This window comes from Brevibacillus brevis NBRC 100599 (genome assembly GCF_000010165.1).
GTDB classification, from domain to species: domain Bacteria; phylum Bacillota; class Bacilli; order Brevibacillales; family Brevibacillaceae; genus Brevibacillus; species Brevibacillus brevis_D.
This window is the reverse complement of sequence record NC_012491.1, coordinates 1,709,193-1,724,201: the sequence shown is the minus strand read 5'-3', so window position 1 is coordinate 1,724,201 and position 15,009 is coordinate 1,709,193. Positions and strand designations below refer to the sequence as shown.

Genomic DNA, 15,009 nt, shown 5'->3' with positions numbered 1-15,009 from the left:
CAAAAGCCTCCCCCTTTGCTTCCATTTTTAACAGGGGAGACTTCGTTTAAACCTATGTGCGTTCGACAACCATCGCCATACCCATCCCGCCGCCAACACAAAGGGCAGCCAAGCCTCGTTTCAGCTGTCGCCGCTTCATTTCGTGCAGCAAGGTTATGACAATTCGGCAGCCAGTAGAACCGACAGGATGACCCAGCGCGATGCCACTCCCGTTCACGTTCGTTATTTCCCGAGGCAGCTCCAGCAGTTTTTCCACGGCGAGATATTGTGCGGCGAAGGCTTCATTTACTTCGATCAGTTCGATATCCGCGAGCGTCAAACCGGCTTTTGCCAATGCTCGCTTCACCGCTGGAACGGGTCCATATCCCATCAAATCAGGCTCTACTCCCGCTACTGCCCACGAGACAATTTTGCCGAGTGGTTCGATCCCGAGCTCTCTCGCTTTTCCTTCTTTCATCAAAACGGCTGCGGACGCTCCATCGTTGAGCCCGGAAGCATTGCCTGGCGTCACTGTACCATTGTCACGAAAACTGGGTCTAAGCTTCGCAAGACTCTCCAGGGTCACTCCCCTGCGAGGGAATTCATCTTCCGTAACCATGATTTCTTCGGTCCGTTTTTTAATAGGGACCCCGATGATTTCCTCGGCAAACAAACCGCTGTCTATGGCGCGGATCGCATTCTGCTGACTGCGCAAGGCAATTTCATCCGACTCCTCACGTGTGATCCCGTAACGGTCGACTAGACGCTCTGCCGTTTCGCCCATCAGGATTTGATGGTGGGGATCTGTTAACAACTCCCACATTGCATCGGTCATTTCTCCATGTGTCAAACGTTTGCCCCAACGCGCATTTTTCAGGACATACGGGGCGTTGCTCATGCTCTCTACGCCGCCTGCCAAAACAATTTCACTGTCGCCTAAAAGGATCTGGGAAGCGCCGCTCACAATCGCTTGCATGCCGGACGCACATTGACGTTGTATCGTGAAGCCCGTCACTTCTTTTCCCAATCCTGCGTCCAATGCTGCCACTCGCGCTATGTTTGGTTCGTCTGTGCGCTGAATGCAATTGCCTAAAATGACTTCATTGATCTGAGAAGCTTCCAGGCCAGATCGATCCATGACACCACGAATGACGGTTTCTGCCAACTTGCGAGCGCTTACATCTTTCAAGACGCCACCAAACGTACCGATTGGCGTACGTCCAGCAGCAGCAATGACAACCTGCTCCATTTGTTTTCCCCTCCATTGAGTACCTTATTTTCTTTATTGTCTCACACGGAAGTTACAGGGCGGTTCTAAGCGATGTTTTTCAATACAACGGTAACCCATTCGTCATGTTGACTTTCTTTTTCTACTTGGAAGCCTGCTTGTTCAAATAAGGCGATGACAGCATCCCGATTCCATTCGACAATTCCCGAGAGAATCAAAGTTCCTTTCGGTGCCATTCTCTCCGTAATCATCGGAAGCATCGCGACATTTTCATCGCCCCCGATGTTGACCAGAATGACATCAGCTTGATCAGGCAATTGGGACTTCACTCCGTCCTCGCTCGCATCCCCAATGATTACTTGTACAGCGTGGTCAGGAAGGTGGTTATTGGTCGCATTGACGAGAACCTGATACTCGCTTTGTGGATTAATGTCCACTGCCCATACAGGATGCTTCGCTCCATTCAAGGCGCAGTACAAAGAGAGAATTCCTGAGCCAGCTCCTACATCGATGACTTGCTTACCCTCTAAATCCATTTCTTGTAAAAACAAAAGTATGTCTTGCGTCGTCCCATGATAGCCGGTTCCAAAGGCTGCACCTGGATCGATCCATAGGATATGCCGAGCCGACTCCAGCGCTGCGGGGTCCGTCCACGTTGGTGCCACCCACCAGTCGCCTATTTTGACTTCACGGAACTCCTCTTTCCACGAATCATTTTCCTCAGCGACGAGTTCTACATCTTTTATCGTGACTTGTCCATTCCACCGCTGAATGTAGGTCTTCAGGCGAGCTACATGCTCCTCTTCACGATCGTGCTGGGGTTCAAACAAATAACCAGCAAGTGGACCTTCCGTATTTTCTGCGTAATCATATCCGTTTTCCGTTGTCAGTACTTCGATTTGCGGTTCGATCCAGCCAAGCGTGTAGGAGCTGGTCAAAACCTCTGCCACAAACAAATCCTCAATTTCTGGTTCTACTAGTAATGTGTATTTGAGCCACATGTTTTCCATGATGAAAAATGCTCCTTCCCTTTTGCTGTTAGTCGCCCCTATTCTTGCGGACATCTATTCACTCATATGTAGATGGCAAGGATGATAGAGAACATGGTATGATAGTAGAATGGACTATCACAACCGCAGGGAGGCTTACCATGTTTGACGAATTTTTTTACCGTCGCCGCAAAAACAAGGGACTTTTTATCGTCATGATTGCCCTCATCGTTCTTGGCATCGGCATGTTCGGTATGGGTTTCCTCTATATGTTCTCGTAAGTCGGAACAACATCATTATACCCTACGAACCGTGCTGCACCCACTGTATCTGTCCAAACAATTGGAGCGGGAAGTTTTCTACTGTGGTTGCTTTACTTCCCCTTGTTTACTCGATTATACTTGAGAATGTATTTTTCCTGTACGTTTGATATAGAAAGAAGGTTCACTCCATGTCGCGAATTCTCATCTCCGGGTACTACGGCTTTAATAATGCCGGAGACGATGTGGTCCTGTACGGCATCATCAGCTCACTTAAGCGGGAACAACCAAATATCTCTCTCGCCGTCTTGTCCAATCAGCCTGATCGGACTGCAGAACTGTTCGGGATTGAAGCCTATAACCGCTGGAGCTTTGGAACCATCGTCCGCGAGCTTTCGCGAAGTGACATGCTGGTGATGGGCGGCGGTACACTGATGCAGGATGTAACCAGTCCGCGCAGTGTCCTCTACTATTTGGGCATCGTCACCATTGCCAAGCTTTTAGGTAAACCCGTGGTCTTTTACGCGCAAGGGTTTGGACCCATCCTTAAATCGCTCAGTCGCACGATGATTAAACGCGTGGTGAATCACGTCAACATCATCACGGTTCGCGACTACGAATCAGGGGAGGACTTCAAAGCCTGCGGCGTAAAAAAAGCCCCTATCTATATAACAGCTGACCCTGCTCTGACGATATCCCCTGACGATATTGCAGATCAACGGGGAAAAGAGCTGCTCCATGGTATGTTTGATGATCCTTCCAAGCCTTTGGTCGCCATCTCCGTCCGGGACTGGAAGCAGGAACAACAATTCAAACAGAAGATAGCCAGGGCAGCAGATTGGTTTATCATGCGCGGATGGAATGTTCTCTTCCTGCCGATGCATGTCCCTAGTGATTTGGCACCGTCTCAGGAAATCATGGACCAGATGAGCCAACCAGGAGCACGTCTTCTCGATGCACCCGTGACTTTTCATGACATTATGTCGGTACTGAAGCAATGCAACTACGTCGTTGGAATGCGGCTTCATTCACTTATTCTTGCGTGCATGCTGCGAATCCCTTTTATCGGTATCTCCTACGATCCGAAAATCGATCGATTCGTTGAACGCGCTGGAATGCCCAATGCTGGTCATATTACTGAACTCGATGAAACTACACTTTTGACCTTGCTCGCTGAAAAACTGGACAACCTCGAACACGAAATTGATGTGGTAACGAAGCATTCCCATCTGTTAGCGATCGAAGCTTCCAAAAGCAGTGAACTTGTTTTGCAGGCGCTGCGCAAATAAGGCTGACCTGGAAAGGAGGACATCATGTCCTTTTCTTCACAAGTGTTACTTCGTTTAAATCGATTATTTCCTCTCCCCGTTCACCCATTTAATCTGGCAAACAACGGGGAAATGAGCTATACAGAATGGCAATTTCAAAAAGGGGATCAAACGATTCAGTTTTTCCTCCCCTTCCATTCACAGGAGCAAATGTTCCGTGACAAAACGGTTTTGGACATCGGCTGTGGCGGCGGTGGAAAAACCTGTTATTACGCCACCTTTGAACCGAAAAAAATGATCGGCATCGACATCGTCCCCCACTACGCGGACGAAGGAAATGAATTCGCGAAGAAAAAAGGACTGGATCATCTCGTCTCCTTCATGACTGGTGATGCCGCGAGAATGGACTTCCCGGACAACACGTTCGATACGATCATCATGAATGACGCGATGGAGCACGTAGGCGAACCGGAAAAAACGCTGGAGGAATGCTTTCGGGTCTTGAAGCCTGGCGGGCATCTCTACATCAATTTTCCGCCGTATTATCATCCATACGGTGCTCATTTGTCAGATGCGATCGGCATTCCTTGGGTGCATGCTCTCTTCTCGGAGCAAGCCTTGATTGACGCCTATAAACAGCTAGTCCGCGACTTGCCAGACGGTTCTGACCGGATTGCTTTTCGCTTCGACAAGCTTCCTGATGGCAGAGATACGATCTCGTACATCAATCGCATGACGATCAAGCGATTTCGAAAAATTCAACAAGGCGTGGTGCAGCCTGCGGTTTACCAGCGAGAGATTCCGTTGCGCAATCAGTTGCAGACCTTGGCAAAATTGCCCGCTACCCGTGAATTTTTCGTAAAAATGGTCGTCTGTGTTTATCAAAAAGCGAAATAAAAAGGACCACATAAAACCCCTTCCTCCGTTTGTGGAGAAAGGGGTTTTATGATTGGTTTAATCGTTATTCGTATTGGACTTTAATGAAGAAGCTTGTTTCCTCCGAATGAATTGGATAAAGGTGCGCAGCTTGTTTCCGCCAGGCAGCCAATCCAACTCCTTGTCCTCAATGAGCGGAATGAGGATGAGCAGTCCCAAGTACACAATGAGTCCTACACCGACTCCAGCGACGGTCTCTATCGCTCCCAACATGCGTACTGGTTCTCTTCCCCTGAACAGGAAATCAACTGCCTCTGTCGCTCCCCAAGCCAGAATCAGCATGAGGTTAGCCACCAGTAACGGATAAATGGTATCGAAGCGCCAGTTAATCGGAATCGATACGTAACGGTTGATGACTCGCATATTCAGTACGCAGACAAATGCAGTCGCAACCAGCCAAGACAGGGACAAGCCGTCCATACCGAACATCGAGGTAAACACGAGTGTCGCCAGTACCTTCACAATAACCCCATACAGCAGATGTCGTGCAGGGATTTTTTCTTTGCCGATCCCTTGCAAAATACCATTTGTAGCCAGCAACAAAGAAAGCGGGATCGCCGTGATGCCTAAAATCGCCATGGCACGCGTGCCTTCCATATCACCATACAACGCCAGATTCGCCCCTTCAGCTACAGCTGTCAGTCCCAGACCAGCAGGTAGACCGATTAGCCAAGCAAAACGCAGGGAGAGCTTGGTCAAGGTCGTAATCCGTTCCTGATCCTTTTGTCTGATCGCTTCGGCAATGGCAGGAACGATCGAGAGAGCAATCGATGATCCGAACAAGCTTGCCATTTGCAGAAGTGGTCCTCCCCTGCTGTAAATGCCAAACCACGTATCCGCCGTCAAGCCGTCCACATTCCATATGTAGCGGAAGATGTTAATCGCCAGAAAGGAATCCGTCAAGCTAAAAATCGGGATAACTAAGGCGCTGATACAAATCGGCCAGGCAATTCGCCACATCGAGGCGAAGAAGGCACGATCATACCACCAAGTAAGGCTCCGCCACTCAGCCCCGCCAAATACGGAATTTTTCCGATTGTGGAGCCACATGAGTAACGCTAGAAACCCGAGACTTAAAAACGTACTGATCATCGTACCGAAGTTGACTCCGGTAATCACGGTATCCGTATCTTCACCGAGTGACACGAGATACAGGGAAGCTACCAAAATAAATACGACACGCAACGTCTGCTCTACGATTTGCGAGAGCCCGACAAACAACATTTTTTGATGGCCGTAGAAAAAGCCGCGAATAACCGCAATCAAGGGAACGAACAGCAGCGACATGGAAATCGCTCGGATCGGCTCAATCAAATGCGGATTTCCCATGAGCTTTGCGATGAGTGGAGAGCTGGCGTACAGGAGCCCAAACAAGACAAGTCCGATGGCGCCCATCATGACCATGCTACGGGCCAAAATTTGTCCAATAGAGCCTTGTTTTCCTTCAGCCAATGCCTCTGCAATCACTCTCGACAACGCTACTGGCACACCTGCTGTCGCCAATATGAGAAAGGTCAGGTAGAGAGGATATACTTCCTGATAGAGTCCGAGACCTCTGTCGCCAACTATCTCTTGAAGGGGAATTCGATAGAACATCCCGATAACTTTTGACAAAATCCCCGCTATGGCTAAGATCAACGCTCCCGCGAGAAAATGACTTTTTTTCAACATGGGTAACTCCTTTATTCGTCTCTTTGACTGGATACCCGTGGGGCAGCACCAATCGACATGAACCCACTCTCTATCCTACTATCATTTCCCTCTTCCAGCAAACAGGTATATCGATGGAATTTCGCAGGAATACTGGTGAAAAACAGATTCCATTGATTTTTTTTAATCATCTGCCTGTGTGATCTATGAGTAGGAGGGGATATTATGCCCACAACCGGATTTTTGATCCGCCATGTACAGTGGCCGCTAATGGAGGCTTTGAAAGGAAATCGCATCCGTCCTTACATGAAAGAATTGCAAGCAACACAGCGTCTACCTGCCGAAGCGCTTGCCGTGCAGCAGCGAGAAAAGCTGGTGAAACTACTCGATCATGCGATACAAAATGTTCCAGCTTACACTGCCTTCGCCCCAGATTGGAGTAACATGCGCGAGATGCCTGAACGTTTTTTGCAGCGGATTCCTGTTCTGACCAAAACACACTTTCGGCAAAACGCTGATCAATATTTGAGCCAGGGCCGACAAACAAGCAGGCTCATTGGCAATCGAACGGGAGGATCCACGGGTGAACCTACCCATTTTTACCTCGATCGTCCAACTGTCGAGCGATATGAAGCTGCACGGTGGTTTGGGCTATCCTGGTACGGTATTCGCTTTGGTGACCCATGTGTGATGATTTGGGGCTCTCCACTCGAATTAAACGCCCAGCAAGCTCGCCGCTACCGCTGGAAGGAACGCTGGTTGAAAAACCGCCTGATGATTTCTGCCTATGAATTGGACGAAAGACATTTGGAAGCAAACCTGCGCCTCATCCGGGAATTCCGTCCAGCCTATTTATACGGGTACGCCTCCGCGCTGCATACCCTCGCCATGATGATGCTACGACGCGGCATGGGACTTGGAATCCCGCTTAAAGCCGTGGTCTCTACAGCAGAAAGCCTGCACGAGCAACAACGGCAAGCGATTACCCAAGCTTTTGATGCGCCTGTTGTGAATGAATACGGCGCTCGTGACGGCGGAATGATCGCCTATCAATGTAAAGCAGGGAGCATGCATGCCTTTTCCGGGAACTGTTATTTGGAGGTAGTCGATCCAATTACGCATATTCCCCTCAACAATGGGCACCCAGGAGCACTGCTTGTCACTGACCTGCACAATACCGTCATGCCTCGCCTGCGCTACCAAATAGGAGATGTCGTCGCTCTTTCTGATTCAGCCTGCTCATGCAATCTCCCTTTTCCACTTCTTGCTTCGATCGACGGCAGAGAAGACGACATGTTCCTATCACGAAACGGACAGTATGTACACGGACATTATTTTAATCACATTGTTCGCAATATGGACAGCTTTCGCACCTTCCAGATCGTCCAGCATGAACCGGAGCGACTGAGCCTGCGACTGGTGAAGGAGCCCGAACGTTTTTTGCCTGCCGATGAAGCCAAGCTTTTGGCAGGAATTCGCGCGGCGTTAGGTCAAGTGAGTATCCACGTTTCTTATGTGGAGACCATTCCCCCAGCTAGCTCAGGTAAGACTCGTTATGCCATCCGGGAATTCTCGCTTACGAGCGCCCCCCCGCTGGAGTAGACCGCTTGCGTACTTTTTGCAGCAGCTCTGACACAAGTGGCTCGCGAACCAAAATGAGCACAACTAGATATAAAAGAGCTGCACCCATAATTCCCAGCGATAAGTACAACCAGACAGGCAAAACGGATAACCATGGATCGATGAACAAAATAGCACCAGCCATGACTGCGCAGCCCAGAATGGTTTTCCCCGTAGTCATGAGGAAATTCGCTCGTACAGGGCTACCTATTGCCCTCCACAGCAAAATAAACAGCAGAAGCGCTTGACTGATGGCTGAAACCGCATTGGCGAGAGCAATTCCGCCATGACCAAGCAGCGGAATGAGCAACCAGTTGGCTAGGGCATACACACCGATCCCAATCGCCCCGATTATAACGGGTGTCTTCGTGTTTTCCAGTGCATAAAAGGCGCGAGTCAGCAGATCTCTCGACGCTAAGAAGAAAAGTCCCACGCCGTAAAACGGTAGTGCCCACGCTGTTAAAGCGACAGAATGCTCATCGAACGCACCGCGCTCAAAAGCTAGACGGATGATCGGCTCTGCGTATAACGCAAGTCCAACAGTCACGGGCAGCAGCAAAATGAGGAGATAGGCAAGTCCCTTTTGCAGGATTTGCTTCATCTCCGTCATTTCCCCCCGCTTGACATGACTAGCCAACAGTGGGAATAACGGCAACGTAAACGCCCCGACAAAAATAGCCAGAGGCAATTGCATGATCTGGTTCGCATTGGCGAGAGCGGAAACGACACCCGTTCCAAGCCCTTCCGCGAAACCTCGCTCCAAAAAGGTAGTCGCCTGAGCAACAACTGCACCAATTAAAATCGGAATGACTCGCTCGCCCATGCCTTTGAGAGCAGCGTCCTCACGCCAAGCGAAGGAGAAGCGCTGCTGATAACCGAATCCGCGCAAAGTCGGGAGAATCGGCAACAGTGCAGCCAAGTAACCGATTGTCGTAGCCATGGCCAAACCAATGGGTCCATACATCGGAACGAGCACATACATGCTGACAATTACCAAAGCACCATTGGCTACCGTACCGAGCGTCGGTGTAAAGAAATGTTGGTGAGCATTACAAATACTCGACCACAGCCCTGTTAACCCGATGAAAATAGCTGATGGCCACATCCATTGCAGCATGCTAGCCGTGAGTTCAAGCTTCTCACCTGTCAGTCCAAACATTGCAGCAAGCTGATAAGAAAAGACAACTCCTAAGACAGACAGAGCAACGAATATACCTAAAATGATCGTGAGCATCTTCTGATAGAGGTCAGTCGTCCGCTCCCCTTTTTCCATCATGCCGCGCATGGTCGGAATCAGTACAGCATTGACCGCTCCCGGTATGACCAAGAACAGCGTCAGCGGGATCGTTGCCGCGATATTAAACGCATCTGCCTCCATACCAGTACCGTACAAGTTGGATACATACACACTGCGAAAAAAGCCCAGAAGCCTTCCAACGAGAGTCAGCACAACAATCATGGAAGCAATTTTTAACAAACTCATGTCCACTTTTCTCCTATCCCTATTTGAAACCCTACGTTCCAGGCTTGGTTCTAACCCCTCAAACTACCTAGTTATCATATCTTATTTCTACCGTTCCTACCAACCTCTTTCCCCCCGGCTTGCTACCGGGTTGCCAGATTCATTATAATAGGTAGGTTAATCCCTACCTGTAGGAGGACTACAATAAAAATGAGAGAAACCGTGTTGAAGTGGGGAAGCCAATCAACTACATGGTTGTATTTGCTGTTGGCCTATCCAGTAATTGATTACGTCTTGCGACAGATTCTACCGATTCTAGTCATATCTTCTTTGTGGGATGAAGCACTGCTCATCGTTCTGATGCTGTTTACGTTTGGAGCCTTTTTGCAATCAAACAGAACGATGCCTGGAATCAAACATTGGCTGGGAGCCTTTTTCGTCCTGGGTGTTGCCATCATGGTGACAGACATGGCGAACTGGGAAGCGACTGTGGAAGGATTCCGCTCTGTCTACCAGTACATCCTCGCCTTTTTCATGGGCTTCTATTTACTGAAGTCGATGGAAGACCTGAACAAGTTCATGAAGGTACTTGTGCTGGTTGGTTTCGTAGCGGCACTGTATGGTGTCTTGCAAGTCATCGTGGGCGTCAAAACACCTGAATCATGGGTGCAGGAAGGGGAAGCAGTTACAACGCGTGCATTCTCCTTCGTAACGAGCCCGAACGTATTGGGCAGCTATATGGCGTTGGTTACACCGATTGCCGCTGGTCTGTTCATGACAGCTACTACTCTCAAGCAAAAATTGATTTGGGCCATTGTTGCACTGACCACCGTGCTTGCTTTGCTCTTAACCGGGTCCCGCGGTGCCTGGTTCGCTCTTGCCTTTGCCGTGTTCGTTTGCTTCTACATCTGGAACAAACGAGTAGCAGGATATCTGGTGATCGCAGGAATTATCGGGGTTGTAGCCCTGTTCTTCGTTCCTGATTCAGTTCCGCTTGTCGGAAAAGTAAAAGACCGCATTTTCACGCTGTTTACACCTGAATACTTCGAATCTAGCAGCCAAGGCGGACGTATTGGCCGTTGGGGCGAAGCCTATGACAAGATGCGCATCGAGCCATTATTCGGCGTCGGTCTCGGTCATCACGGCGGTGCAGTTGCTACGCGCCATTTCGGAACGATTTATTCAGATAGTTATTTCTTCAAAAGCTTGGCGGAATACGGTCTGATCGGGATCATCCTGTTAATCGGTTCCGTGATCACCATGTTCAAGTATGGCGCCGGACTTATCCGCAACCTCCAAGGCTCGCCGCACTTTTTCGCGATTCTCGGACTGCTGGGCGGACTAATCGCGGTAGCAACGCATAACCTCGTGGAAAACATTTTCGAGGTGCCGTTCGTGGCCCTCTATTTCTGGCTGTTTGGCGGCTTCCTCTGCGCATTATTCGTCGACCAGACACAAAATAAAAGGTGGTGAGGGCATGCGCCGGAATCCTATTCTCGATACGATAAGCTGGGCGCTGTACGCCATTGCCCTGTTTCTGATTTATCATTTGCTCGTGAAACCCGCGTTCCTTGATTTAACGTGGATTGCTGTACTCATTTTCCTGCCACTGCTAGCATTTTGCTACTTTGTGGTACATCCGTCGGAACGTCGACAAGTGCTTGTGTTTACCATCGGCTTCTTGCTCTTGGATCGCGCACTGACACGCGTCGATGTGAAAACGACCGCTGCTCTGTTGATCGGTGGTGCAATCGCAGTCATCGTGATTGCGCTTCTCGTGAAATGGTATGGGCGCCTCAACTGGCGTGCAGTCGGCTCGTTAGTTCTGATCGCACTTTTGGCGAACGTGACGTTCAACAGAGATACTCTGACTGCACTGAGCCACTTTACCGTGACATACGAATCTGATCGTTTGTACAACGGCGATTGGGTAGATTATTTCCCGATCACGCTGCAAGACGTCAATGGCGATGGCAAGATGGAGATCATTACGTACGGCAATGCCGAGGAGCTTCCACTACCAGAAAAAATTGAAAAGCCAGAGACGGAAGAAGAGAAAAAAGCAATGGCGGAGAAGCTGCGCCATTTGCAGGCGGAACCTGTTTCTCTCTACGTCCTGACCTGGAAAGATGGGCAAATGGTGCGGATGCCGAATGATCAGATTCCGGCAGAAACCATGGAGATCATCAAGGAAAAGCTGCCGACCGATTACCCAGGCTTCCCGTATTACACGATGAAAGATGGGCAATTGGTACCGAATGTCCAACGCCAACCATATGCGGAAGGCATGATGCAAATCGGAACGGCACCCTATCGTGCGTTTATGCTTGACATGGAGAACATCGCAAATCAACTGGCAGATAATGCAGGCAGTATAGACGTCCGACAAACATTGGGTTCCAAGTACACGGATCTACACATTAAGGATGGTATGCTAACAGGTAACTACGACGGCAAGCCTTTTGGCGGCACGACCAAAGCTACCAAGCTGATGACCACCATGATGCTGCCAGATGGCCGCGAGGGAATCGTTGTCATGGGCGAGCACCTGAGTGTACTGTCTGTAGAGGCAGATGGCACACTGACAGAATCGTACACACTGACACGCAAACAGGCTGAATTGGCAACTGGCGAGTTCATTCCTGCCGATATCGACAACGACAAGGTCGATGAGCTACTCGTGGCTGGCAAACCTTCGTACATCTTGAAACCAAAAGCAGACGGTACGTGGGAAATTTTGTGGGCAAGCGGTGACTACGATAAGAGCTTCCGCTTCTCCAACTTTGCTACGATTGGTAACAACGCCAAGCCTGAGATCGTAGCCAAAGCGAAAAGCTGGGTAAGTACCACAGATACTCGCTATTTGGCTGGCTATGACTACACGCCAGAGGGCTTGAAACAAACCTGGCGCATCTACATGCCGCTGATCAATGTTCAAATCGGCGACATCGATGGAGACAAAGAAAACGAAATCGTGGCTAATATGTACAATACGCATCGTATTCTCGTGTTTAAGCAGCACAACATTCCGGTACTCGGACTCACAATCGGGCTATTCGTGGGACTCTTGGGATACGGAGTCGTAAGGAGGTTTCGCCATGCGTAAAGCGACGAAAGCATGGGCATTGCTCGCTGCCATCTGCACAGCCTCCCTGCTCGGTGGCTGCACGTATGAATCAGGGACGAAGGCTTTTGCCACTACCAATTTTGACCAAAAGCCGGATCAAACGACAACGGTCCAAACCGAGTCAGGGGCAGAGTGGTTGAAAACAGCCCTAGAAAAGGGAAAAACGGATAAAGATGCACAGACTTACTGGTATAAGGGGTATGTAAAAAACACAATCCTGTCTCGTACCACGACGAGTATGTTCAATGGAGCCGTCATCAACGGGAAAGGCTACAATGTGGATGCACGCATCGCGGCCCAGCCTTATTCGTACTATCGAATTAACGACAAACGCTACATCAAGGCAAATGAGCAGTTTGTAACCGCTCCGGATGAGCCGCTAGCATTTGATGTATTGAAAGGCTTCGAGGACTGGCTGCCTCTCATGGACAAGGCCGTCCAATTGCCTGAGGAAAAAGTTATCGGTGTAGTCAGCGTTCCGTTCCAATTGAAAATGACAGGAGCAGAATGGCTGAAAAATAGCCAAAGCCCACTGTTTGAACCATTGAAAAAGCAATTGGGAGAACGCCCTGATCTGGACTATATCTTGAAGGAATCCACGATCAAGACAACGTTTTGGTTCGGTAAGGAAGACCGTCTGATCCACCAATACGAGACTTGGATCATTCTCCCACTCCCTGAAGCCGGAACGATGGACCAGCAAGTGATGTTCAACCTGTTAAAATACGGCGATACTGGTGGCATTCACATCAAGGAACCGGAAGAAGTAGAGAAATATTTGCTGTACTAAAAAAAGCCTGCTACCTTAGCTTGGCAGCAGACAAATCAGTACGAATCAGGACCTGGCGAACATCGTCAGGTCCTTTTATTTTGAAGCAGAAGAAGTATGCCTGCCACACGAAGAAAACCCCGTAGCCTTCATTGGCTCCGGGGCGATGCTGTACTATTTTTTCACCAGTTCATCCATCAATTGCGCCAATTGCTTCGCCTGTTCACGGCGCTCATACGGTTTCACACGCTCTGCAAAATCCGCTCCGCGTTCCTCGCTACCCGTTTGTTCTTGCGTTTTCCACTCCTGATACAGCTTCAGGTATGCTTGCTTGATCTCGTCTTTTTGCTCAGGATCGGCTACTTGCCCAAGACGGAAATCTTCAATAATCTCTGTCGCTTCGCCTCTTTTGTTCAGAGCAAGGATCGGGTTGCCAATCCCCATGTATTCGTAGAGCTTGCCCGGAATATACGCTCCGGCGTCAGCGGACACATCCCCGATCAGCAAGAGAGCATTCGCGCCTTTCATCAATCCGAGCGCTTCTTTATGCGGCAGGTTCCCTAACACGCGAACGATGTCACTCAGCCCCAATGCTTCTACACAGTCGCGATTTTCGGAATACCCCGGGTAATCGAACACTCCGGCAAAGCTGAGCAAGAGATCATTTCGGTCTACTGCTTTTTCATCGATGAGTTCCCGGATGGCTTGCAGGAGAAGGCGTGGGTTGCGCTTTTGATACAAAATACCTGCGTACACCGCATGAAACTTGTCCGGAGCAGCATGGCTGGGAGCCAACCCTTGAAAATCAGCCTGATCAAACCCATTGTAGATCAGCTCCATCCGCTTGATGCGGTTCTGGTGCTTCTCGCGAAAATTATAGGCGAAGGTCGCAGTGACGGTCGTGATCGCATCCGCTTGGGACATCACCGCCTCCTCCATTCGCTCTTCCATGCGCTCTCGCCATTCGATGCCAGAGGTGTGCATATTTTGCGTCCATGGATCACGGAAATCCGCTACCCATTTGCAGCCAAACTCACGGGAAAGCTTTTTCGCAATCAAATGGTTCGTTACGGGTCCCGATGTAGAAAAAATCACGTCGATCTTTTCACGTCGCATGATTTCTCGCCCTAGCTTGAGCGCATTCGGCATCCACAGGATTTGGTCGTCTGGAATCAACAGGTATGGCTTAACTTTTTTCAGCACGTTGACGATCTGTTTTTTTACCTTCGCCTTAAATGATGGCTGTGATGGTGTAGACGTTGTATTGGCACTTGCTGATGGGGCTTGTCCCCCTCGATTCGGCAGCAGCTGCCACTCCTTCGCACGGTGAATGGTGACATCACTCGGCAGTTGTGCCAAAAGGGATGGATCGAGCGTCGCATGATAAGCAGGATCTACTGTCAGTACATGGACATTCCAGCCAAACTCCCCCAAATATTTGGCCATTTTCAACGGTCTTGGCACGCCGCCTCCCCCAATAGGAGGAAATATGTAGCATATGATCAACACGTTGTGCGTATTCATTTACGTAACCGTCCTTCTCCATTTCAATTTTCCATCATCAACGATACCATAAGTGCTGTCTTATTGCGAATCTAGCAGGCATCTGCTATAGTGAAAATGGCTTTGTTTACAAATGATCGTTTATTTTTTCGGTACACCGCCTCTATTCGGTCGTGCCTCCATGTACATAACCTCAGTAGGGGTTTTTAATTACGATT

11 protein-coding genes are annotated in these 15,009 nt (G+C 49.5%); 6 read left to right on the top strand and 5 right to left on the bottom strand.

The genetic code is table 11. The features are described from left to right. Window positions 1-52: 52 nt before the first annotated feature. On the bottom strand, window positions 53-1,228 hold the full coding sequence (locus BBR47_RS08660) for an acetyl-CoA C-acetyltransferase (protein ID WP_012685387.1): 1,176 nt from the start codon (window positions 1,226-1,228) through the stop codon (window positions 53-55). A gap of 65 nt (window positions 1,229-1,293) precedes the next feature. Beyond that, a complete protein-coding gene (locus BBR47_RS08655) occupies window positions 1,294-2,217 on the bottom strand; it encodes a 50S ribosomal protein L11 methyltransferase (RefSeq protein ID WP_012685386.1) in 924 nt (307 codons plus the stop codon). 430 nt (window positions 2,218-2,647) lie between these two features. Here BBR47_RS08655 and csaB point away from each other — a divergent pair, with 430 nt between their 5' ends. Then, window positions 2,648-3,745: a polysaccharide pyruvyl transferase CsaB gene (gene csaB, locus BBR47_RS08645; protein WP_012685385.1), complete on the top strand. Its 1,098-nt coding sequence runs from the start codon at window positions 2,648-2,650 to the stop codon at window positions 3,743-3,745. Window positions 3,746-3,769: 24 nt separating this feature from the next. Continuing rightward, window positions 3,770-4,621 (top strand): class I SAM-dependent methyltransferase, encoded by an 852-nt coding sequence (locus BBR47_RS08640; protein ID WP_012685384.1) that lies wholly within the window; start codon window positions 3,770-3,772, stop codon window positions 4,619-4,621. Window positions 4,622-4,678: 57 nt separating this feature from the next. Here the strand turns inward: BBR47_RS08640 and BBR47_RS08635 are convergent, their stop codons facing one another. Next, on the bottom strand, window positions 4,679-6,331 hold the full coding sequence (locus tag BBR47_RS08635) for a putative polysaccharide biosynthesis protein (protein WP_012685383.1): 1,653 nt from the start codon (window positions 6,329-6,331) through the stop codon (window positions 4,679-4,681). Between the two features lie 204 nt (window positions 6,332-6,535). On the opposite strand from BBR47_RS08635, the gene BBR47_RS08630 reads away from it, so the two are divergent. Further along, complete coding sequence (locus BBR47_RS08630; RefSeq protein ID WP_012685382.1) at window positions 6,536-7,912, top strand: phenylacetate--CoA ligase family protein; 1,377 nt, start codon at window positions 6,536-6,538, stop codon at window positions 7,910-7,912. On the opposite strand, the gene murJ is transcribed toward BBR47_RS08630, so the two are convergent. Beyond that, window positions 7,887-9,413, bottom strand: a complete 1,527-nt coding sequence (gene murJ / locus BBR47_RS08625; protein ID WP_012685381.1) for a murein biosynthesis integral membrane protein MurJ — start codon at window positions 9,411-9,413, stop codon at window positions 7,887-7,889. The two genes, BBR47_RS08630 and murJ, sit on opposite strands and share 26 nt — an antisense overlap. Before the next feature lie 189 nt (window positions 9,414-9,602). Between murJ and BBR47_RS08620 the strand changes: the two genes are divergently transcribed. Genes BBR47_RS08620 through BBR47_RS08610 form a run of 3 tightly spaced genes read left to right on the top strand, consistent with a single transcriptional unit; the run spans window position 9,603 to window position 13,309 of the window. Beyond that, window positions 9,603-10,865 (top strand): O-antigen ligase family protein, encoded by a 1,263-nt coding sequence (locus BBR47_RS08620; RefSeq protein WP_012685380.1) that lies wholly within the window; start codon window positions 9,603-9,605, stop codon window positions 10,863-10,865. 4 nt (window positions 10,866-10,869) lie between these two features. Continuing rightward, window positions 10,870-12,498 (top strand): hypothetical protein, encoded by a 1,629-nt coding sequence (locus BBR47_RS08615; RefSeq protein ID WP_012685379.1) that lies wholly within the window; start codon window positions 10,870-10,872, stop codon window positions 12,496-12,498. Further along, window positions 12,491-13,309: a hypothetical protein gene (locus BBR47_RS08610; protein WP_012685378.1), complete on the top strand. Its 819-nt coding sequence runs from the start codon at window positions 12,491-12,493 to the stop codon at window positions 13,307-13,309. Before BBR47_RS08615 ends, BBR47_RS08610 begins: the two co-directional genes overlap by 8 nt. 153 nt (window positions 13,310-13,462) lie before the next feature. On the opposite strand, the gene BBR47_RS08605 is transcribed toward BBR47_RS08610, so the two are convergent. Next, window positions 13,463-14,812: a glycosyltransferase family 4 protein gene (locus BBR47_RS08605; protein WP_012685376.1), complete on the bottom strand. Its 1,350-nt coding sequence runs from the start codon at window positions 14,810-14,812 to the stop codon at window positions 13,463-13,465. Window positions 14,813-15,009: the final 197 nt, after the last annotated feature.

Coding starts and splice junctions, on each gene's coding strand:
- BBR47_RS08660 (WP_012685387.1), bottom strand. CDS start 1,228: ATGGAGCAGGTTGTCATTGCTGCTGCTGGACGTACGCCAATCGGTACG.
- BBR47_RS08655 (WP_012685386.1), bottom strand. CDS start 2,217: ATGGAAAACATGTGGCTCAAATACACATTACTAGTAGAACCAGAAATT.
- csaB (WP_012685385.1), top strand. CDS start 2,648: ATGTCGCGAATTCTCATCTCCGGGTACTACGGCTTTAATAATGCCGGA.
- BBR47_RS08640 (WP_012685384.1), top strand. CDS start 3,770: ATGTCCTTTTCTTCACAAGTGTTACTTCGTTTAAATCGATTATTTCCT.
- BBR47_RS08635 (WP_012685383.1), bottom strand. CDS start 6,331: ATGTTGAAAAAAAGTCATTTTCTCGCGGGAGCGTTGATCTTAGCCATA.
- BBR47_RS08630 (WP_012685382.1), top strand. CDS start 6,536: ATGCCCACAACCGGATTTTTGATCCGCCATGTACAGTGGCCGCTAATG.
- murJ (WP_012685381.1), bottom strand. CDS start 9,413: ATGAGTTTGTTAAAAATTGCTTCCATGATTGTTGTGCTGACTCTCGTT.
- BBR47_RS08620 (WP_012685380.1), top strand. CDS start 9,603: ATGAGAGAAACCGTGTTGAAGTGGGGAAGCCAATCAACTACATGGTTG.
- BBR47_RS08615 (WP_012685379.1), top strand. CDS start 10,870: ATGCGCCGGAATCCTATTCTCGATACGATAAGCTGGGCGCTGTACGCC.
- BBR47_RS08610 (WP_012685378.1), top strand. CDS start 12,491: ATGCGTAAAGCGACGAAAGCATGGGCATTGCTCGCTGCCATCTGCACA.
- BBR47_RS08605 (WP_012685376.1), bottom strand. CDS start 14,812: ATGAATACGCACAACGTGTTGATCATATGCTACATATTTCCTCCTATT.